This window comes from Vulcaniibacterium tengchongense (genome assembly GCF_003814555.1).
Classification (GTDB): Bacteria; Pseudomonadota; Gammaproteobacteria; order Xanthomonadales; family Xanthomonadaceae; genus Vulcaniibacterium; species Vulcaniibacterium tengchongense.
Map to the genome: position 1 here is coordinate 1,304,328 of NZ_RKQN01000001.1, position 19,572 is coordinate 1,323,899.

The 19,572-nt window shown below is 72.6% G+C and carries 17 protein-coding genes; 10 read left to right on the forward strand and 7 right to left on the reverse strand.

Annotated elements, in window-relative coordinates; genetic code table 11:
- The first annotated feature begins 27 nt into the window (after window positions 1-27).
- From EDC50_RS05905 to yeiP, 4 genes are all read left to right on the forward strand, one after another.
- Window positions 28-2,025, forward strand: a complete 1,998-nt coding sequence (locus tag EDC50_RS05905; RefSeq protein WP_123769492.1) for an acetyl/propionyl/methylcrotonyl-CoA carboxylase subunit alpha — start codon at window positions 28-30, stop codon at window positions 2,023-2,025.
- Window positions 2,022-2,915 carry a hydroxymethylglutaryl-CoA lyase gene (locus EDC50_RS05910; protein WP_123769493.1) on the forward strand — a complete coding sequence of 298 codons (894 nt, stop codon included), beginning with the start codon at window positions 2,022-2,024 and terminating at the stop codon, window positions 2,913-2,915. The genes EDC50_RS05905 and EDC50_RS05910 overlap by 4 nt, the downstream gene beginning before the upstream one ends.
- A gap of 271 nt (window positions 2,916-3,186) precedes the next feature.
- The gene (locus EDC50_RS05915) at window positions 3,187-3,957 is read left to right on the forward strand and encodes an SDR family NAD(P)-dependent oxidoreductase (RefSeq protein WP_123769494.1); all 771 of its coding nucleotides are present in this window, start codon (window positions 3,187-3,189) and stop codon (window positions 3,955-3,957) included.
- 95 nt (window positions 3,958-4,052) lie between these two features.
- Window positions 4,053-4,619: an elongation factor P-like protein YeiP gene (gene yeiP / locus EDC50_RS05920; RefSeq protein ID WP_123769495.1), complete on the forward strand. Its 567-nt coding sequence runs from the start codon at window positions 4,053-4,055 to the stop codon at window positions 4,617-4,619.
- Between the two features lie 30 nt (window positions 4,620-4,649).
- Here the strand turns inward: yeiP and EDC50_RS05925 are convergent, their stop codons facing one another.
- The 3 genes from EDC50_RS05925 to EDC50_RS05935 form a co-directional block, all read right to left on the reverse strand.
- Window positions 4,650-6,500 (reverse strand): DUF7844 domain-containing protein, encoded by a 1,851-nt coding sequence (locus EDC50_RS05925; protein ID WP_242003029.1) that lies wholly within the window; start codon window positions 6,498-6,500, stop codon window positions 4,650-4,652.
- Entirely contained in the window at window positions 6,497-6,820 is a 324-nt protein-coding gene (locus EDC50_RS05930; protein ID WP_123769496.1) for a DUF2388 domain-containing protein, read from the reverse strand. Before EDC50_RS05930 ends, EDC50_RS05925 begins: the two co-directional genes overlap by 4 nt.
- Before the next feature lie 275 nt (window positions 6,821-7,095).
- The gene (locus EDC50_RS05935; protein ID WP_123769497.1) at window positions 7,096-8,481 is read right to left on the reverse strand and encodes an FAD-binding oxidoreductase; all 1,386 of its coding nucleotides are present in this window, start codon (window positions 8,479-8,481) and stop codon (window positions 7,096-7,098) included.
- Between the two features lie 128 nt (window positions 8,482-8,609).
- Here EDC50_RS05935 and serA point away from each other — a divergent pair, with 128 nt between their 5' ends.
- Window positions 8,610-9,848 carry a phosphoglycerate dehydrogenase gene (gene serA, locus EDC50_RS05940; protein WP_123769498.1) on the forward strand — a complete coding sequence of 413 codons (1,239 nt, stop codon included), beginning with the start codon at window positions 8,610-8,612 and terminating at the stop codon, window positions 9,846-9,848.
- Window positions 9,849-9,909: 61 nt separating this feature from the next.
- On the opposite strand, the gene EDC50_RS05945 is transcribed toward serA, so the two are convergent.
- Entirely contained in the window at window positions 9,910-10,473 is a 564-nt protein-coding gene (locus EDC50_RS05945; protein WP_123769499.1) for an NUDIX hydrolase, read from the reverse strand.
- Between the two features lie 159 nt (window positions 10,474-10,632).
- Between EDC50_RS05945 and EDC50_RS05950 the strand changes: the two genes are divergently transcribed.
- From EDC50_RS05950 to mtnC, 5 genes are all read left to right on the forward strand, one after another.
- Window positions 10,633-12,117: an amino acid permease gene (locus tag EDC50_RS05950; RefSeq protein ID WP_123769500.1), complete on the forward strand. Its 1,485-nt coding sequence runs from the start codon at window positions 10,633-10,635 to the stop codon at window positions 12,115-12,117.
- A gap of 108 nt (window positions 12,118-12,225) precedes the next feature.
- Window positions 12,226-13,650: an amino acid permease gene (locus EDC50_RS05955; RefSeq protein ID WP_123769501.1), complete on the forward strand. Its 1,425-nt coding sequence runs from the start codon at window positions 12,226-12,228 to the stop codon at window positions 13,648-13,650.
- Between the two features lie 225 nt (window positions 13,651-13,875).
- Window positions 13,876-14,523, forward strand: coding sequence for a methylthioribulose 1-phosphate dehydratase (locus EDC50_RS05960; RefSeq protein ID WP_123769502.1), 648 nt, complete (start codon window positions 13,876-13,878; stop codon window positions 14,521-14,523).
- Window positions 14,524-14,654: 131 nt separating this feature from the next.
- On the forward strand, window positions 14,655-15,212 hold the full coding sequence (locus tag EDC50_RS05965) for a 1,2-dihydroxy-3-keto-5-methylthiopentene dioxygenase (protein WP_123769503.1): 558 nt from the start codon (window positions 14,655-14,657) through the stop codon (window positions 15,210-15,212).
- Between the two features lie 117 nt (window positions 15,213-15,329).
- Window positions 15,330-16,031: an acireductone synthase gene (mtnC, locus tag EDC50_RS05970; RefSeq protein ID WP_123769504.1), complete on the forward strand. Its 702-nt coding sequence runs from the start codon at window positions 15,330-15,332 to the stop codon at window positions 16,029-16,031.
- 67 nt (window positions 16,032-16,098) lie between these two features.
- Here mtnC and EDC50_RS05975 read toward each other — a convergent pair whose 3' ends face one another.
- The 3 genes from EDC50_RS05975 to hisIE form a co-directional block, all read right to left on the reverse strand.
- Complete coding sequence (locus tag EDC50_RS05975) at window positions 16,099-16,692, reverse strand: YdeI/OmpD-associated family protein (RefSeq protein ID WP_123769505.1); 594 nt, start codon at window positions 16,690-16,692, stop codon at window positions 16,099-16,101.
- Window positions 16,693-16,697: 5 nt separating this feature from the next.
- Window positions 16,698-18,299, reverse strand: coding sequence for a calcineurin-like phosphoesterase C-terminal domain-containing protein (locus EDC50_RS05980; RefSeq protein ID WP_425477881.1), 1,602 nt, complete (start codon window positions 18,297-18,299; stop codon window positions 16,698-16,700).
- Between the two features lie 398 nt (window positions 18,300-18,697).
- Complete coding sequence (gene hisIE / locus EDC50_RS05985; protein WP_123769506.1) at window positions 18,698-19,348, reverse strand: bifunctional phosphoribosyl-AMP cyclohydrolase/phosphoribosyl-ATP diphosphatase HisIE; 651 nt, start codon at window positions 19,346-19,348, stop codon at window positions 18,698-18,700.
- Window positions 19,349-19,572 lie beyond the last annotated feature (224 nt).

Below are 19,572 nucleotides of genomic sequence, written 5' to 3' on the forward strand. Positions count from 1 at the left end.
CATCCGTGTCCATCCGTGGCTAAACCCATGTTCGACAAGGTTCTCATCGCCAATCGCGGCGAAATCGCATGCCGGGTCATCCGCACCTGCCGGCGCCTGGGCGTCCGCACCGTCGCCGTGTATTCGGAAGCCGATGCCGGCGCCCGGCACGTGCGCCTGGCCGACGAGGCCTGGCCGATCGGCGGGCCGGCGCCGGCGGACAGCTACCTGCGCGGCGCCGCCATCGTCGAGGCCGCGCTGAAGGCCGGCGCGCAGGCGGTCCACCCCGGCTACGGCTTCCTCAGCGAGAACGCCGACTTCGCCGACGCCGTCGAGGCCGCCGGACTGGCGTTCATCGGCCCGAAGGCCGCGTCGATGCGCAGGATGGGCAGCAAGGCCGGGGCCAAGGACCTGATGCGCGCGGCCGGCGTGCCAGTGGTTCCGGGCTACACCGGCGAGGACCAGGCGCCCGAGCGCCTGCAGCGCGAGGCCGACGCGATCGGCTACCCGCTGATGATCAAGGCCGCGCACGGCGGCGGCGGCAAGGGCATGCGCATCGTGCGCGCGGCCGCGGACTTCCTGCCGGCCCTGGAAAGCTGCAAGCGCGAGGCGGCCGGCGCGTTCGGCCGCGACCGCGTGCTGCTGGAGCGCTACGTGGAGCGCCCGCGCCACATCGAGATCCAGGTGTTCGGCGACGCCCACGGCAACGTGATCCACCTCAACGAGCGCGAGTGCTCGGCGCAGCGCCGCTACCAGAAGGTGCTGGAGGAATCGCCCTCGCCCTTCCTCACTCCGGAACTGCGCGCGGCGATGGGCGAAGCGGCGGTCCAGGCCGCGCGCGCGATCGACTACGTCAACGCCGGCACGGTCGAGTTCATCGTCGACCCGGACGGGCGCTTCTACTTCATGGAGATCAACACCCGGCTGCAGGTCGAGCACCCGGTGACCGAGATGACGACCGGGCTGGATCTGGTCGAGTGGCAGCTGCGCGTCGCCGCGGGCGAGCCGCTGCCGCTGCGCCAGGCCGACGTCCGGCAACGCGGCCACGCGATCGAGGTGCGGCTGTACGCGGAGGACCCGGACGCCGGCTTCCTGCCCGGCTCCGGCCGGCTCGAGCGCCTACGCTTGCCGGCGCCGTCCGCGCACGTGCGCGTCGACAGCGGCGTGGTCGAAGGCGACACGGTCACGATCTTCTACGACCCGATGATCGCCAAGCTGATCGTGCACGACGCCGACCGCCCGCGCGCCCTCGCCCGCCTGCGCGCGGCGCTGGCCGAGTGCGACATCGCCGGCCCCAAGTCCAACGTCGAGTTCCTGGAGCGGCTGGCCCGGCACCCGGCGGTAGTCGAGGCGCGGATCGACACCGGCTACCTGGACCGGCACCTGGACGAGTTCCTGGCCCCCGCCGGCGGGGCCGCGGACGACCTGGTGCTGGCCGCCGCGGTCGGCCGGCTGCTGGACCAGGAGGCGGCCAGCCGCGCCCGCGCCGCCGCCTCCGCCGACCCGACCTCGCCCTGGGCGGTGCCCGACGGCTGGCGGATGGGCCATGCCGGCCGCCGCAGCCTGGCGTTCCAGCTCGGCGACCGCTCTCTCGTCCTCCATGCCCAGGGCAGCGGCGGCGACTACCGGATCGAGACCGACGCCGGCGTCCGCAGCGTCGCCGGCGCGCGCCTGGAGGGGCAATCGTTGAGCCTGCGCCTCAACGGGTTCGGCCGCCGTTTCGCGTTGTACCAGGACGAGGCCCGGGCCAGCGTCCACGACGGCGAGCGCCGGCTGCGGCTGCAGGTGCTGCCGCCGTACCGGCGCGAGCGCGCGGCCGACGCCGACGCCGGCCACCGCGTGGTCGCGCCGATGCCCGGCCGGGTGGTCGCGGTACGGGCCGCGGCCGGCGACGCGGTCGAGGCCGGGCAGGAACTGATGGTGATCGAGGCGATGAAGATGGAATTGAGCCTGAAGGCCCCGCGCGCCGGCACCGTGGCCGAGGTGCGCGCGGCGCGCGGCGATTTCGTCGAGGCCGACGCGGTGCTGGTGGCGCTGGCCTCATGAAATCCTCCGTGCGCATCGTCGAAGTCGGCCCGCGCGACGGCCTGCAGAACGAGAAGACCACGGTCGCGACCGCGGACAAGATCGCGCTGATCGACCGCCTGTCCGCCACCGGCTTGCGCAGCATCGAGGCGACCAGTTTCGTCAGCCCGAAGTGGGTGCCGCAGCTGGCCGACGCGGCCGAGGTCTACGCCGGCATCCGCAAGGCGCCCGGCGTGCGCTATCCGGTGCTGGTGCCGAACGAACAGGGCTACGAGCGCGCGCGCGCGGTCGGCGTGGAGGAGATCGCGGTGTTCACCGCGGCCTCGGAAGCGTTCAACCGCAGGAACATCAACGCCGGCATCGACGAATCGCTGCAGCGCTTCGCGCCGGTGCTGGAACGCGCGCGCGCCGACGGCGTGGCGGTGCGCGGCTACGTCTCGACCGTGCTCGGCTGCCCGTACCAGGGCGACGTGCCGGTGGCCGACGTGGTGCGCGTCGCCCGCGCGCTGCACGCGATGGGCTGCTACGAGGTCTCGCTCGGCGACACCATCGGCGTCGGCACGCCGGGCAAGGCGCGCGCGATGCTGCGCGCGGTCGCGCAGGAAGTGCCGATGGCGGCGCTCGCGGTGCACTTCCACGACACCTACGGCCAGGCGCTGGCCAACATCCTCGCCTGCCTGGAGGAAGGCGTGGCGGTGGTCGACGCGTCCGTGTCCGGCGCCGGCGGCTGCCCCTATGCGCAAGGCGCGAGCGGCAACGTCGCCACCGAGGACGTGGTCTACATGCTGCGCGGACTGGGCGTGGAGACCGGCATCGACCTGGACGCGCTGGCCGAGACCGGCCGCTGGCTGGCCGCCCGGCTCGGCCGCGAGACCGGCAGCAAGGCCGGCAAGGCGCTGGCCGCCGCATGAGCGCGCGGCCGCCCGCATCCCCGGCGATGCCTTGGGGCTGAATTCGTCGAGCGGGGCCGATCGAGGACGAGCCGGAGACGCTGCGCGCCTGGCGCCGGACGAGGCGCGGGCGTTCTGCGGGCGGCGGCGCGCCAGCGGCGGGCCGCACCGACACGTGCCGGCCGAAGCGGCAGCGGGCGGCGTCGCCGGCGCTCCGCGCAGTCCTGCGGGCACGCGGGAGCGCGTCCCCCGCACGCGCTAGAATCGCGGCTTTCGCATCGAGGGTCCGCCCATGCAACTCGACACCGTCCGCGCCGTGGTCACCGGCGGCGTTTCCGGCCTCGGCCTGGCCGTGGCCCGGCACCTGGTCGCCCGCGGCGGCAAGGTCGCCCTGCTCGACGTCAACGACGAGAAGGGCGCCGCGGCGATCGCCGAGCTCGGCGACGCCGCCGCGCGCTACTACAAGACCGACGTCACCTCCGAGCAGAGCGTGGCCGCCAACCTCGAGGCCGCGCGCGGGTTCCTCGGCGGGCTCAACGCCGCGATCAACTGCGCCGGCATCCTCGGCGCCGGCCGCGTGCTCGGCAAGGAGGGGCCGATGCCGCTGGCCCAGTTCCAGGGCACGGTGATGGTCAACCTGGTCGGCAGCTTCAACGTCGCCAAGGCCGCCGCCGCGCTGATGCAGCACAACGAGCCCGGCGCCGACGGCGAGCGCGGCGTGATCGTCAACACCGCCTCGGTGGCCGCGTACGAAGGCCAGATCGGCCAGGCCGCGTACTCGGCCAGCAAGGCCGGCGTGGTCGGCATGACCCTGCCGATGGCGCGCGAGCTGGCGCGCTTCGGCATCCGCGTGATGACGGTGGCCCCGGGCGTGTTCTGGACGCCGATGGTCGACGGCATGCCCGAGTCGGTGCAGCAGTCGCTGGCAGCGTCGATCCCGTTCCCCTCGCGCCTGGGCAAGCCGGAGGAATTCGCCGACCTGGTCGCCTACATCCTCGGCAACCCCTACCTCAACGGCGAGACCATCCGCCTCGACGGCGCGACGCGCCTGGCGCCGAAGTAACCGGGATCCGGGACCGGGCCGGGTTCGCGAGGGCGGACCCCGCGCCCGGCCCCGCCTTCCGCTTCCACGAATCTCCGATCCCGAATCCCGCTTCCATGAAAGCCAGCGAAATCAAGAAGGGCAACGTCGTCGAACACGCCAACGGCGTCTACCAGGTCCGCGACATCGAGCGCAGCTCGCCGCAGGGACGCGGCGGCAACGTGCGCTATCGCTTCACGATGTACAGCGTGCCGGGCAACGCCAAGCTCGACGCCAGCTTCGACGCAGACGACGAGCTCAAGGAAGTCGACCTGGCCCGCCGCCAGGCGACCTTCTCGTACAAGGACGGCGAGGCCTTCGTGTTCCTCGACGACGAGGACTACACCCCGTATGCGCTGGACGCGGACGTGGTCGGCGACGCCGCCGGCTACATCGTGCCGGACCTGTCGGGCTGCTACGTGCAGATCATCGACGACCTGCCGGTCGGGCTGCAGCTGCCGCAGAACGTGGCGATCGAAGTGGTCGACACGCCGCCGGAGCTGAAGGGCGGCACCGCGACCAAGCGGCCGAAGCCGGCGAAGCTGGCGACCGGCATCGAGATCATGGTGCCGGAGTACATCGGCAACGGCGAGCGCGTGCTGGTCAACACCGCCACCGGCGAGTTCGCCGGCCGCGCCGACTGATTCCCCGCCCGGGCCGCGAGGCCCGGGCGCTCAGCGCAGCCGCAGGCCGCCGTCGGCGCGATGCAACTCGCGCAGCCGGCGTCCGAGCAGGTCGGCGTTGGCCTGTATCCCGTCCAGCGCCGCCCGCTGCGGCGCCGGCAGCAGATCGCGCGCGGCCGCCTGCAACCGCGCCTCGGCCTGGCGCCAGCGTTCCCGCCGCTGCGTTCCCGCGGCGGCCAGCGCAGCGCGCTCCTCCGCCTGCGGCAGGCCGTAGCCGCCGGTGTCGAGCAGCGACGCGGGACGGCCGAAATAGCCCCCCTCCTCCAGCAGCCGGCGCAGTGCCTCCTCGGCGACGCGCGCCTGCGCCGGCAGCGCGCGCCCGTCGCGGCCGAGATATCGGCGTTTCAACGCGTCCTGGGCGCGCAGCTGCTGCCGGCGCAGCGCGGCCTGCTCCAGCACCAGCAGCGCCGCGGTCGCGCGCGCGTCGCCGCGCTGGAGCCAGGGCCGGCGCCGCTCCGGCGCGAGGTCCATCCACCCGCGCGCGTCCGCCGGCGCCAACGCCAGTTCCCGTTTCGCCACCGCATAGAGGCGGTCGAAGCGTTCGGCCAGCGAATCGAAGCGGTAGCCGAGCCGCAGCGCCTGCGCCGGGTCGTCCAGCACCGAGGCGTCGGCGATGCCGGCGCGCTGCAACCGCCGCAGCAGCGCGGTCGGCGTCACGCTCTCCAGCCGCAGCCCGGCCAGGCGCGGCGCGCCTTCGCGCAGCAGGCGGTAGGTCTCGACCGCGCAGTTGTTGCTGAGGAAGTAGTAGCGGCCGTCGTAGCTCCAGTGCAGCTGCGCGGCGCGTTCGACCACGCCGGCGACCTCGTCGCGGCGCAGCCGCAGCGGGATCGAGCGCAGCCCGCGCAGTTCCACCCGGGTGTACTCGTCCACCACCTGCTCCAGCGGCAGCACGAACAGCCGCGACGGATAGCGCCCGGCCAGGCCGCGCCAGCTGGAGATCTGCAGGTCGCCGACGAAGGCGCGGAACGACAGCACGCGATGGTGGGCGAGGTCGAGCCGGCAGTCCGGCCCCGGCGCGCGGCCGGGCGCGCAGACCACCAGGCGCAGCATGCTGTGACCCCAGCGGCTCATCGGCTGCGCGTTGGGCTCGGCCAGCAGGTAGTCGATCCCGTAGACGCGGGCCGGATCGAGCGCGGCCAGCGCCTCGCCGCCCTGCCCGCCGGCGTCAGCGAAGGGGTAGTCGCCGGCGCAGGGCGCGCGCGCCAGCGGCGGCGCGCCCAGCCGCTGCGCGAGATGGCGGTACAGCGCCGGCCGGCGGCAGGCGTACTGCGGATCGAGCAGGAAATGCTCGACGTTGACCGCGAGGAACTCGCGCGGGCCGGACAGCTCGTACGGGTCCGGGCTGCGGTCGAGCATGCGGTTCTCGCGCCGGCCGAGCGTGCGCGTGGCCAAGCGCGTGGCGCGCACCTGCCAGCCGGCCAGGTCGAGCAGGCGCGGATCGCGCGAAAGCGCGCGGCCGGTGGCGCGGTCGTAATGGTGCGCCAGTTCGTGCAGCAGTGCGGCCAGCGCCATGCGCCCGGCCCCGTCCCGGCCGGCCTCGCCGTCGCGGCCCGCCAGCGCACCGAGCAGGCGCGCGTTGAGCAGGACCTCGCGGTCGCGGGCGACGCCGTGCACGCGGGCGCCGAGCGCGTCGCTCCAGCGGACCGCGAGACCGGCCGGCAATGCCGCGGCCATTCCGGCCGGCAGCCGCCGCCGGGCCTCGTCCAGCAGGGCCTGGCTGGCGGCGGTCTCGGCCGCCGTCAGCCCTTTCCCATCGAGTTCCAGCCCGGCCTGCGCCGGGCCCGCGAGCGCGAGCGCCAGCAGCAGCGCGGGCAGTCGCCGGCCGCGGCCGGCGGCGTTCACAGCGCCAGGATCGCCCGCGCCAGTTCCAGGTCGCTGGCCTGGCGGGCCTCGGCGTCGCGTTCGCGCAGCGTGCGCAGCGCCGCCTCGAGTCGCGCGCCGCGGATCGCGCCGTCGCTGGCGACGAAGCTGGCGGCATCGTCGCGCGCGGCCAGGACGATCTTGTCCTCGTCGTCGCCGGAGGAATCGGAGCTGGCGTCGCTGGAAGCGGAGCTGCCGCCGGCCGAGGTACCGGCGGAGGTGCCGGCGAAGCTGGAGGCCAGCGCGGCCGGCGCGAAGGCGGTCAGGAGGACGGCGCAGAGCGGCAGAAGCGTACGGTTCATCGGTCGGTATCCCTGGGGCCGGAAGCCGGCGGCGCCGGCGAAGCGGCAAGACTAACCGCTTCGCGCCTCGGAATTCCGCCGGGCGCGTCGCGCGTTCGGCGATCAGCCAGCTGGCGTTCGCCGGCGCGCGGAACCTGCCGGACGCGGAGCCGCGGCGTGCCGCCAGCGCGCGTCGACCCGCCTCGACGCGGCCGGCCTCCCGCTCCTTCGCGCGAGCGGTGTCGGCCCTTGCGCGGCGCCGGTATCCGAGCGCCGCCTGCCGCGGCGGGATGCGCTCAGTCGAACAGCTTGCCGGGGTTCAACAGCCCGTTCGGATCGAACGCCCGCTTGACCCCGCGCATCAGCGCGATCTCGGCGGGGCTGCGGGTGCTGTCGAGATACGGCTTCTTGACCAGGCCGATGCCGTGCTCGGCGGAGATGCTGCCGCCGTGCCGCGACAGCGCCTCGGCCAGCAGCTTGGTCACCCGTTCGCAATGGCCCACGAACTCGCCGTCGGCCATGCCCGGCGGCGGCAGCACGTTGATGTGCAGGTTGCCGTCGCCGATGTGGCCGAACCAGACCACGTCGAACCGCGGGTATTCGCGCGCCAGCAGCGCCTGGGTCTCGGCGAGGAACGCCGGCATCGCCGAGATCCGCACCGAGACGTCGTTCTTGTACGGCTTGTGCGGCGCCAGCGATTCGGTGATGCCCTCGCGCAGCCGCCACAGCTGCGCCGCCTGGGCCTCGCTCCGGCCGATCACCCCGTCGCCGACCCAGCCCTGCTCCAGGCAGTGCTCGAACGCGGCCAGCGCGGCGGCTTCGGCCGCCTCGTCGCCGCCGGCGTACTCGGTCACCACGTAGAACGGATGCGCCTGCCCGAACGGCGCCGCCGCGCCGTGGGCGATCACGTGGTGCAGCGCGCGGTCGGTGAAGAACTCGAACGCCTGCAGCGTCAGCCGCTCGCGGAACGCGGCGAACACCCGCATCAGCCCCTCGAACGAGGGCAGCGCCAGCAGCATGGTGTTGCCCGGCGGCGGCGGGTCGGTCAGGCGCAGCGTGGCCTCGACCACGACGCCGAGCGTGCCTTCCGAGCCGATCATCAGCTGGCGCAGGTCGTAGCCGCTGGAGTTCTTGATCAGGCCGCGGTTGAGTTCGAGCAGGTCGCCGTTGCCGGCGACCACGGCCAGGCCGGCGATCCATTCGCGGGTGTTGCCGTAGCGGATCACCCGGATGCCGCCGGCGTTGGTAGCGATGTTGCCGCCGATCGTGCACGAGCCGCGCGCGGCGAAGTCGACCGGGTACAGCAGGCCGCGCTCGCGCGCGGCCTCGTGCACCGCCTGCAGCGGGATGCCGGCCTGCACGGTCAGGGTGCGGTCCACCGGATCGAAGGCGAGGACGCGGTTCATCCGCTCCAGGCTCAGCACCAGCTCGCCGTTCGCCGCGACCGCGCCGCCGGACAGGCCGGTGCGGCCGCCCGAGGGGACCAGCGCGATCCGCTCCTCGTTGGCCCAGCGCACGATCGCCTGCACCTCCTCGACCGAGCCCGGCAGCGCCACCGCCAGCGGCGCCGGCGTCCAGCGCCGGGTCCAGTCGCGGCCGTAGTGCGCGAGGTCGGCCGGATCCCGGGTCAGGCGCAGCCCGGGCACGCGGGCGAGCAGGCAGTCGAGGCGGGCGTCGGTCATCGGAAAAGCGGGCCGCGGACGGAGGGCCCAGCCTGCCAGCGCGGCGCCGGAGCGTCCAGTGATGCGGCGCAGCAAACGGCGCCGATTTCTGAGATAGTCGAAGGCCCGCGTCCGCGCCGCCGTCCGCCGTGAGCCAGAAGACCTCGTTCCCGAAGCATGAGATCCGCGTCCTGCTGCTGGAGGGCATCAGCCCGACCGCGGTGGAGAGCTTCCGCGCCGCCGGGTACTCGCAGATCCAGACCTACGACAAGTCGCTGCCGGAGGACGAACTGCGCCGCGAACTGGCCGCCGCGCACATCGTCGGCATCCGCTCGCGCACCCAGCTCACCGCCGGGGCCCTGGCGCACGCGCGGCGGCTGATGGCGATCGGCGCGTTCTGCATCGGCACCAACCAGATCGACCTCGACGCCGCCGAGATGGCCGGCATCCCGGTCTTCAACGCGCCCTACTCCAACACCCGCAGCGTGGCGGAGCTGGTGATCGCCGAGGCGATCATGCTGATGCGCGGCATCCCGCAGAAGAACGCGCAATGCCACCGCGGCGGCTGGTCGAAGTCGGCCGCGGGCAGCCACGAGGTGCGCGGCAAGACCCTCGGCATCGTCGGCTACGGCCACATTGGCACCCAGGTCGGCGTGATCGCCGAGGCACTGGGCATGCACGTGATCTTCCACGACATCGAGACCAAGCTCGCGCTCGGCAACGCGCGCGCCGCGGCCGGCCTGCACGACCTGCTCGCGCGCAGCGACATCGTCACCCTGCACGTGCCGGAGACCCCGGCCACGCGCGAGATGATCGGCGCCGCCGAACTGGCGGCGATGCGCCGCGGCGCGCACCTGATCAACGCCTCGCGCGGCACCGTGGTCGACATCGACGCGCTGGCGCAGGCGCTGCGCTCGGGGCACATCGGCGGCGCGGCGATCGACGTGTTCCCGGTCGAGCCGCAGGGCAACGCCGATCCGTTCGTCTCGCCGCTGACCGGGTTCGACAACGTGATCCTGACCCCGCACATCGGCGGCAGCACGCTGGAGGCGCAGGACAACATCGGCCTGGAGGTCGCGGCCAAGCTGATCCGCTACAGCGACAACGGCTCGACCCTGTCGGCGGTGAACTTCCCCGAGGTCACCCTGCCCGAGCACACCGGCAGCCTGCGCCTGCTGCACATCCACCGCAACGTGCCGGGCGTGCTGTCGCAGGTCAACGAGGTGTTCTCGCGGCTGGGCGTCAACATCGACGGCCAGTACCTGCGCACGCACCCGAAGATCGGCTACGTGGTGATCGACATCACCGCGACCCAGGCGCAGGCCGCGGCGGTGCGCGATCGGCTCGCCGCCATCCCGGGCACGCTGCGGACGCGGGTGCTGTACTGAGGCGGCGCCCGCGACCCGCGAACAGGAACGAGCGGGAGGCCTGCCCGTTCCTGTTGCCTCTTCACCCGTTCCCGGCAGCGAGCCACTTGCGCGCCATCCGCCGCAGCGATTCGTCCGCCTGCGGGTCGCCCGCGATGCCGGCGATCTCGCGCCAGGCCAGATCGTGCGATTCCTCGCTGACCACGTAGCGCTCGTCCGTGCCGGCGCGCACCACGAAGCGCGCGTCGTAGTGCCAATGCCCCGGCACGTCGCCGCGCGCGGGAATCCAGTGCCGGTCGAGGTCGAACAGTCCGGGCTCGACGGTCAGCCCGCCCAGGCCCGACTCCTCCTCCGCCTCGCGCAGCGCGACGCGCGCCAGGTCGCGGTCGCCGTCGGCGTGGCCGCCGAGCTGCAGCCAGCGGCCGAGCTTGCGGTGGTGCGTGAGCAGCACGCGCGCGCCGGCGCGGTCGACCAGCCAGCACGAAGCGGTGAAGTGCCCGGCCAGGCGCTCGCGCCGGAACGGGTCTGCGGGGTCGTCGAGCAGTTCCAGGAACAACGCGGCGTCGCGCTCTTCCGGCCAGCGCTCGGCGTAGCGCCGCAGCGCCTCGCGCAGCGCGGCGTCGGGCTCGGCGGGAATCGAGGACATTCGGCGGCGTCTCGGCGCGTCGGGGGGCGGCGATTATGCAGGCGAAGCATGACTTTTTCCCGCTTGCCGCTGCTTTCCCGCGTGGGTTAAGGTGGCCCGCCCCACGGCCATACGCTCGACCCGTCGCCTGAACGGCGGCCACCCACCCAGGGGAATCGGATGTTCAAAGATTTGTTCGTCACCAAGCCGGTGGAGCCCGCCGGTCACGTCGATGCCGGCGAGCCGGTGGAAGGCTCGCTCCAGGGGGAAGCCAATCTCAAGCGCGTCCTGACCGCGCGCCATCTGGTGCTGCTCGGCATCGGCGCCATCATCGGCGCCGGCATCTTCGTGATGACCGGCCAGGCCGCGGCCAACCATGCCGGCCCGGCGATCATGCTCAGCTTCGTGCTCGCCGGCATCGCCTGCGCGTTCGCGGGCCTGTGCTACGCCGAATTCGCGTCGATGATCCCGGTCTCGGGCAGCGCCTACAGCTACACCTACGCCACGCTGGGCGAGGCGGTGGCCTGGTTCGTCGGCTGGAGCCTGGTGCTGGAATACCTGTTCGCCGCGTCCGCGGTGGCGGTGGGCTGGTCGGCCTACACCGTCAGCCTGATGGAATCGATCGCGCACATGTTCGGCAGCGACTGGAAGTTCCCGGCGCTGTTCGCCTCCGCGCCGGTGACCTACGCCAACGGCCAGTTCAGCGCGACCGGCTCGCTGTTCAACCTGCCGGCGGTGCTGATCGTCGCCGGCGTGGGCTATCTCTGCTACATCGGCATCCGCCAGTCCGCCACCGCCAACGCGATCATCGTCGCGGTCAAGGTGACGGTGATCCTGGCGCTGATCGGCTTCGGCTCGCAGTACGTGAACCCGGACAACTGGGTCCCGTTCATCCCCGCCCACGAAGGCGGCGACCGCTTCGGCTGGCCCGGCGTGCTGCGCGCGGCCTCGATCGTGTTCTTCGCCTACATCGGCTTCGACGCGGTCTCCACCGCGGCGCAGGAAGCCAAGAACCCGCAGCGCGACATGCCGATCGGCATCCTCGGCTCGCTGGTGACCTGCACCCTGCTGTACATCATCGTCGCCGCGGTGCTGACCGGCATGGTGCCGTACACCGACCTTGGCACCGCCAAGCCGGTGGCCACCGCGCTGGAGCGCTACCCGGCCCTGGGCTGGCTGAAGTTCGCCGTCGAGATCGGCGCGGTCGCCGGCCTCACCTCGGTGATCCTGGTGATGCTGATGGGCCAGCCGCGCATCTTCTTCGCGATGGCGCGCGACGGCCTGATGCCGCGCTTCTTCGGCGCGGTGCACCCGCGGCACCACACGCCGCACAAGGCCACCGTCGTGGTGGCCATCGTCGCCGCGCTGCTGGCCGCGTTCTTCCCGCTGGGCGTGCTCGGCGACCTGGTCTCGATGGGCACGCTGCTGGCGTTCGCCACGGTCTGCATCGGCGTGCTGATCCTGCGCCGCACCCGCCCGGACCTGCCGCGCTCGTTCCGGGTGCCGATGGCGCCGCTGATCTGCATCCTCGGCGCGCTGTCCTGCCTGGCCCTGGTCGGCTTCATGGGCTGGTACAACTGGTTGCTGCTGGCGGCGTGGACCGCGGTCGGCTTCCTGATCTACTTCGGCTACGGCTACCGCCACAGCAAGCTGCGGCAGGGCTGAGGCGCCGCCCCGGGGGCCGACGACGAACTCGCCGGCCCTCTTCGTTTCCGCTTCCCGTTCTTTTGCACGCATGCCCCGGCGCCGCCGCGGGCGCCAGGACCGACCCTCATGCTGCAGCGACTGCTCGCGACCAAGCACCCCCACGCCAGCCACGCCGACGCCGAGGGCCTGAGCCTGCAGCGCGCGCTCGGTCCGTGGGGGCTGACCGCGCTGGGCATCGGCGCGGTGATCGGCGGCGGCATCTTCGTCATCACCGGCCAGGCCGCCGCCGACCACGCCGGCCCGGCAATCATGCTCAGCTTCGTGCTGGCGGCGATCTGCTGCGCGTTCTGCGCCCTCGCCTATGCCGAGTTCGCGGCGATGGTGCCCGTCTCCGGCAGCGCCTACACCTACACCTACGCCACGCTCGGCGAACTGGCCGCGTGGTTCATCGGCTGGATGCTGGTGCTGGAGTACGGCGTCTCGGCGTCGGCGGTGGCGGTCAGCTGGACCGGCTACCTCCTCAGCCTGCTCCAGCACTTCGACATCTACCTGCCCAAGGCGCTGATCGCCGCGCCGCTGGACGCGCAGCTGCGCCCGACCGGGGCGATCATGAACGTGCCGGCGGCGGCGATCGTGCTGCTGCTGACCTGGGTCTGCTACGTCGGCATCCGCAAGTCCTCGGCGATGAACATGGCGATGGTCGTGCTCAAGACCGGGCTGATCGTGCTGGTGATCGTGGCCGGGTGGAAATACGTCGACCCGGGCAACTGGGAGCCGTTCATCCCCGCCAACGAGGGGCCGGGCAAGTACGGCTGGGAGGGCGTGCTGCGCGGCGCGGCGATGGTGTTCTTCGCCTACATCGGCTTCGAGGCGGTGTCGGTGGCGGCGCAGGAATCGCACCGGCCGCAGCGCGACATGCCGATCGGCATGCTGCTGTCGCTGGTGATCTGCACCGTGCTGTACATCGCCATGGCCGCGGTGATGACCGGGCTGGTGCCGTACACGAAGCTCGGCACCGACGAGCCGGTGGTGACCGCGGTGGCCGCGCACCGGCAGCTGGATTGGCTGCGCATCGTGGTCGAGATCGGCGCGCTGATCGGGCTGTCCTCGGTGGTGCTGGTGATGATCATCGGCCAGCCGCGCATCTTCATGATCATGGCGCGCGACGGCCTGCTGCCGCCGGTGTTCACCCGGATCCATCCCCGGTACCGCACCCCGCACATCAACACGGTGATCACCGGGCTGGGCATCGCCCTGCTGGCGGCGCTGTTCCCGCTCGACGTGCTCGGCGAGCTGACCTCGATGGGCACGCTGATCGCCTTCGCCGCGGTCTGCGCCGGCGTGCTGATCCTGCGCCGCACCCAGCCGGACCTGCCGCGGCCGTTCCGGATCCCGTTCGCCTGGTTCGTCTGCTCCGCGGGCGTGCTCAGCTGCCTGGCGCTGCTGTCGGCGATGACCGCGCACAACTGGATGCTGATGGCGATCTGGACCGCCGGCGGCTTCCTGATCTACTTCCTGTACGGCTACCGGCACAGCCGGCTGCGGGGCTGACCGCCTGCGGATCCGCCACGGACGCGGCGCGGCGGCGGATTCGTCGCGTCGCCGGGGAGCGTCCCGGGCCAAGCGCAGGCGCCGTGAACGGGCCCCGCAGGCTTCTTCCTGCCTCCGAAGACCGCGCTCGCTCCCGGCTTGGGCCGCCGGGCGGAAGATCGAGGCATGCCGTCATGCCCGGACGGAATTTCGGCCCTGCCGCGCCCGGTCCGCTAAACTGGCGCCATGAGCGAGCTCTTGCCCTACGATCCGCAGCGCCTGGCCCACTGCGCCGGCGAGATCATCGTCAATGTGCGCGAACTGGCCGCGCGCGGCTGGACGCCGGCGACCAGCAGCAACTTCTCGCAGCGCATCGACGAGCGGCACGTCGCGATCACCGTTTCCGGCCGCGACAAGGGCCGGCTGACCGAGGCGGACATCATGGTGGTCGACCTCGACGGCCGCGCGGTCGCCACCGGGCTCAAGTCCTCCGCGGAAACGCTGCTGCACACCCAGCTGTACAAGCGCTTCCCCGAGATCGGCTGCGTCCTGCATACCCATTCGCTGGTGCAGACGGTGGCCTCGCGCCTGTACGCCGGCGCCGGCCACGTCCTCCTGGAAGGCTACGAGCTCTTGAAAGCCTTCTCCGGCAACACCACCCATGAGACCAGCCTCGACCTGCCGGTGCTGCCGAACAGCCAGGACATGCACACCCTCGCCGCCCAGGTCGACTGCCTGCTCGACCGCCGCGCGATCTGGGGCTACCTGATCGACGGCCACGGCCTGTACGCCTGGGGCCGCGACATGGCCGAGGCGCGCCGCCACCTGGAGGCCTTCGAGTTCCTGCTCGCCTGCGAACTGGAGCTGCGGAAGCTGCAACGACCGCACACCTAGGAACGAATGAAGAGGAACGGGGAATGCGCGAGAGCGCTCGCCGCAGCTGCCGGGCCGCATCGCTCGGCGCGCGTCCGCCCGTTCCTGGTTCCCGATCTTTCGTTCCCCTTGCCTCGCCCCGGAGCCGCCCCATGAGCCGCCTGCGCATCTTCGACGAAAACGCCCCCGACGCCCCGCTGCTGAGCACCCGCGACCATGCCGAAATGGCGCGCGAGCTGAAGAAGATCGGCGTCGATTTCGAGCAATGGCGGGCCGCCGAGCCGGTCGCCCCGGGGGATCCGCCGGAGAAGATCATGGCCGCCTATCGCGCCGACATCGACCGGCTGGTGGCCGAGCGCGGCTTCAAGACCGTCGACGTGGTCAGCATCGCGCCGGACCACCCGCAGCGCGAGGCGATGCGCACCAAGTTCCTCGACGAGCACTTCCACAAGGAGGACGAGGTGCGCTTCTTCGTGGCCGGTTCGGGCCTGTTCACCCTGCACGTGGACGACAAGGTCTACGAGATCGAGTGCACGCAGGGCGACCTGATCGCCGTGCCGGACGGCACCAGGCACTGGTTCGACATGGGCCCGGAGCCGAGCTTCGTCGCGATCCGCTTCTTCACCGAGCCGGACGGCTGGGTCGGCCATTTCACCGGCACCGACATCGCCCGGCGCTTCCCGCGCTACGAGCCCGGCCAGGCCGGGTGAGCCGGGACGCGCGCAGCGGAACGACCTAGGCGGCTCGACCGCTCGCGCCGTACCGAAACGCGCCCGCCACGCCCCTGCCGGTTCCCGGTGCCTCATCTTCTCGCCCCTGCCTGCCCCATGCCCATCCGCGCCATCCTCACCGACATCGAAGGCACCACCAGCAGCATCTCGTTCGTCAAGGACGTGCTGTTTCCCTATGCGCGCCGCGCCCTGCCCCGCTTCGTCGCCGCGCGCGGCAAGGAACCGGCGGTGCGCAAGTGGCTGGACGCGGTGGCGACCGAGAACGGCGGCATGTGCGACGACGCGATGATCGTAGAGGTGCTGCAGGGCTGGATCGACGAGGACCGCAAGCACACGGCGCTGAAGGCGCTGCAGGGCATGGTCTGGGCCGACGGCTACCGCAACGCCGACTTCACCGCGCACATCTACCCGGACGCGGCCGCGGCGCTGCCGCGCTGGCGCGAGGCCGGGCTGCCGCTGTACGTGTATTCCTCCGGCAGCGTGCCGGCGCAGCGGCTGTTCTTCGGCCACAGCGACGCCGGCGACCTCACCGGGCTGTTCTCGGGCTGGTTCGACACCGAGGTCGGCGGCAAGCGCGAGGCCGCCAGCTACCGCCGCATCGCCGAGGCGATCGGCCTGCCCGCAGGCGAGATCCTGTTCCTGTCCGACGTGGTCGAGGAGCTCGACGCGGCCCGCGAGGCCGGCCTGCGGACCGCGCTGATCGACCGCCGCGAGGACTATCCGCAGCCGCGCACCGGCGACGCCGCCCACGGCCATCCGCGCCACGAATCGTTCGCGGACGTCGACGCCGGCGCCTAGCCGGAGCTTGGCGCAGCGCCGGAACCGAGCCGGTCGCGAAGGGCGCCGCCGCGCGCACGCCGCACGGCTACCCGCCGCCGTGCAGCTGCTCCCCGCGCGCCAGCATCCGCGCGAACAGCGCCGCCTTGGCCGCGGGCGACTCCGGCTTCTTCAGCGTCCGCACGCGCCAGCAGAACGCGTAGCGGTTGGTCCGGTCCAGGCCGTCGAAGAAGCGGCGCGCCTTGGCGTTCTTCGCCAGCGCCGCGGCCAGTTCCGGCGGCACCTCCATCGCGCGGGCCGGCGCGTAGGCGGCCTGCCAGCGGCCGTCGGCGCGGGCGGCCTCGGTCTCGCGCAGCCCGGCCGGACGCATCCGTCCGGCGGCGATCAGCCGCTCGGCGTGGCCGACGTTGAGCTTCGACCACAGGCTGCCGGGCCGCCGCGGCGTGAACCGCTGCAGGAAGTGGCGCTCGTCGCAGGCGCGCTTGAGTCCGTCGATCCAGCCGTGGCACAGCGCCACGTCCAGCGCCTCGGCATAGCCGACCGAACGCACGCCGCTGCCCTTCTTGGCGATCTTCAGCCACAGCCCGGGCGCGTCGCCGTGGGCGGCGAGCCAGCGTTCCCAGTCCCGCGCGGTTTCGAACAGCGCGATCGGCAGGTCGTTCGGCAACGCGGCGCCCGGCATCGCGGCTACTCCTTCGCCTCGTCCAGCCGGTAACGGGTCTCGGCGCGGCGCTCGCCCTGCCAGCGGTCGAATGCGCGCACCTCGACCCGGTGCTCGCCGGCGGCGAGGTCGGTGGGCAATGCGCCGCGCCACAGGTGGGTGGACGGATCGGCCTCCGGCGAACGGTCGTAGCCGCGCAACCGCCCGGCCGCGTCGTCGGCGACGTTCTCGGCCAGCAGGCGCGGGTCGGCCCGTTCGACCCGGCGCATCGGCTTCCACTCGCCGCCGTCGACGCGGTATTCGACCCGGCTGTCGGCGTCGCCCATGAACACGTTGGCGTAGACGCCGTAGGCCGGATAGGCGCCGCGGCGCAGCACCCGCGGCGCGTGCAGCGCGATCGCGTAATCGTCCGGCGCGCGCGCGACGCGATAGTCCAGGGCATAGCTTCCGTCGGCGGCGATGCGCAGGCGGGCGTAGCCGTTCGGCGTGCCGTCGCTCATGGTGGCATCGGGGATGCCCTGCGCATCCTTCGCCCCGGACCAGAACGCGCCGCAGGCCGCGCCGACGTTGTACTCGTGCAGCGGCTGCGCACCGCGCCAGCCGCTGGCGGCGCCGTGGTAGTAGTGGCGCTGGTTGTGGGTGTGCGCGGTCAGCAGCAGCACCGGGCGGTCCTGCAGCAGCGCGAACAGGCGCTCGCGGTCGGCGCGGCGGAACGCCTCGCGGCCCGGCACCGGGTCGAAGAACGGGATGTGCGCGGCGATCACCAGCCGCCGCTGCTTCGGCAACGTCGCCAGGTAGGCCTCGAGGAAGGCGAACTGGTCCTCACGCAGGCCGCCGACGTAGGACGGCGACGGCCCGGGCCGGTAGACCACGTCGTCGAGCACGACGAAGCTGGCCTGCGCCTCCTCCCAGGCGTAGCTGTCGGGCCCGTAGACGTTGCGGAAGCTGAGCAGCGCGTCCTCGTCGCGTGCGGAGTCGAAGTCCAGGTCGTGATTGCCGGGCACGTGCAGCCACGGCACGCCCAGCCTGGCGGTGACGCGGTTCATCGCCGGGTACAGCGACAGGTCGTCGTCGACGATGTCGCCCAGGCTCAGGCCCAAGGAGGCGCCGTGCCGGCCGACCAGGGGTTCGACGATGTCGCGCTCGTAATGGCCGACGTCGACCATGCTCTTGGGCTGCGGGTCGCCGAACACCAGCATGTCGAGTTCGGCCGGCGCCGGTTGCGGCCGCAGCGGGAAATCGAAACGGCCGGCGTCGTCGCCGGTCGCGGCGATGCCGCCGTAGCGCAGCTTCGGCGAGCCGTGGGGAAACACGTGCGCCCAGAACCGGGGCAACCCGTCGTCGCCGTTGGCCACCGCGTAGCCTGGCGGCTTGATCACGAACACGGTGCTGCCGTCGCGACGCGGCAACCGGTAGCGGCCTTCGGCGTCGGTGACCGCCAAGCTGCGGCCGTCGGACAGCTTGACCCCGGCGATGCCGGGCTCGCCGGCATCGCGGCGGCCGTCGCCGTCGTCGTCGCGATAGACCGTGCCGACGATGGCCGGCGGCGACGCGACCGGCGCCGGCGTCTCGGCCGGGCAAGGCGCTGTCGCGAGCAGCAGGGCGGCGCAGACCGGGATTCGAAGCACGCAAGCGGTTCCGCGGGAGGAGGCCGGATTATCCGCCGCCGGAGCGGAGAGAGGATAGTTCTCGTTCGGCCACGGCACCGGTAATTGCGGACGCCGAAGTCGAACATGCCTGGCAAAACGATGCCTGGCGAATCGGCGGCCCGCGTCTCCCGGCACGAACGCACTTCAGAAGCGCTGCGCGGCTTTGTGAAAGCGCAGGCTCGGGCGTCGCTGCGAGCCGCCGGGGCACGGGCCGGCGCGACACGCCGTGAATACGTCCCTGTAGGCTCTTCGGCGGCATCCATGCCGCCGAAGGTCGCGCCGGCCCGCACCCCGGCTGCTGGGTCACGTGGCGTGTCGATGCGGCGAACAGCCGCCTCCGCTGCGCTCGCGGCGACGGGTAAGCGGATTTGCGAGGCCTACGGACGATGCCGCTGCGCCAGCACCGCTTCGACCTCGGCCAAGCCGAGGCCGCGCGCGCGCAGCAGCACCAGCAGGTGGTAGAGCAGGTCGGCGGCTTCGCCGAGCAGCGCGGCCTCGTCCTGCGCCACCGCCGCCAGCGCCGTTTCGACGCCCTCCTCGCCGACCTTCTGCGCGATCCGGCGCGGGCCGGATTCGAACAGCGCGGTGGTGTAGCGGCCGGCGGGCCGCTCGCGCTCGCGCGCGGCGACCAGCGCGTCGAGGTCGCGCAGGCCGAAGCCCGGCGCGGTCGCGGCGCCTTCCGGCCCGGTGCCCAGCGCCGCGCCGGTCGCATTCGCGAAGCAGCTCGCGCGGCCGAGATGGCAGGTCGGCCCCCGCGGCCGCGCCTGCACTAGCAAGGTGTCGGCGTCGCAATCGGCCTCGACCGAGACCAGCGCCAGGAAGTGCCCCGAGGACTCGCCCTTGGTCCACAGCCGGCCCTTGCTGCGGCTGAAGAAGGTGACCCGGCCGCTTTCCAGCGTCGCCTGCAGTGCGGCGCGGTCCATGTAGCCGAGCATCAGCACCCGCCGCGTATCGACGTCCTGCACGATCGCGGGCAGCAGACCGCCCTGCTTGTCCCAGCCGAGGTTCGCGATCTGCTCAGGGGTCATGGGGGCTGCTCGATGGGATCGTCTTGGCGATCGTTCCGCCCGCACAGGAACGCCGTGTCTTGCAGCAAGCCGCCGCGTTGCCGGGCAATTCGCTTTTGCGCCTTCCCCGAACCTGCCGGCCGGCCCGCGCGTTCGGCCTGGCGGTGGCATCGCGGCCAAGCCGGTGAGGGAAGGCCGGCGCCCGAATCGAAGCAGCAAGCCCCGGCCGCGGGAAGAGCGGTGCC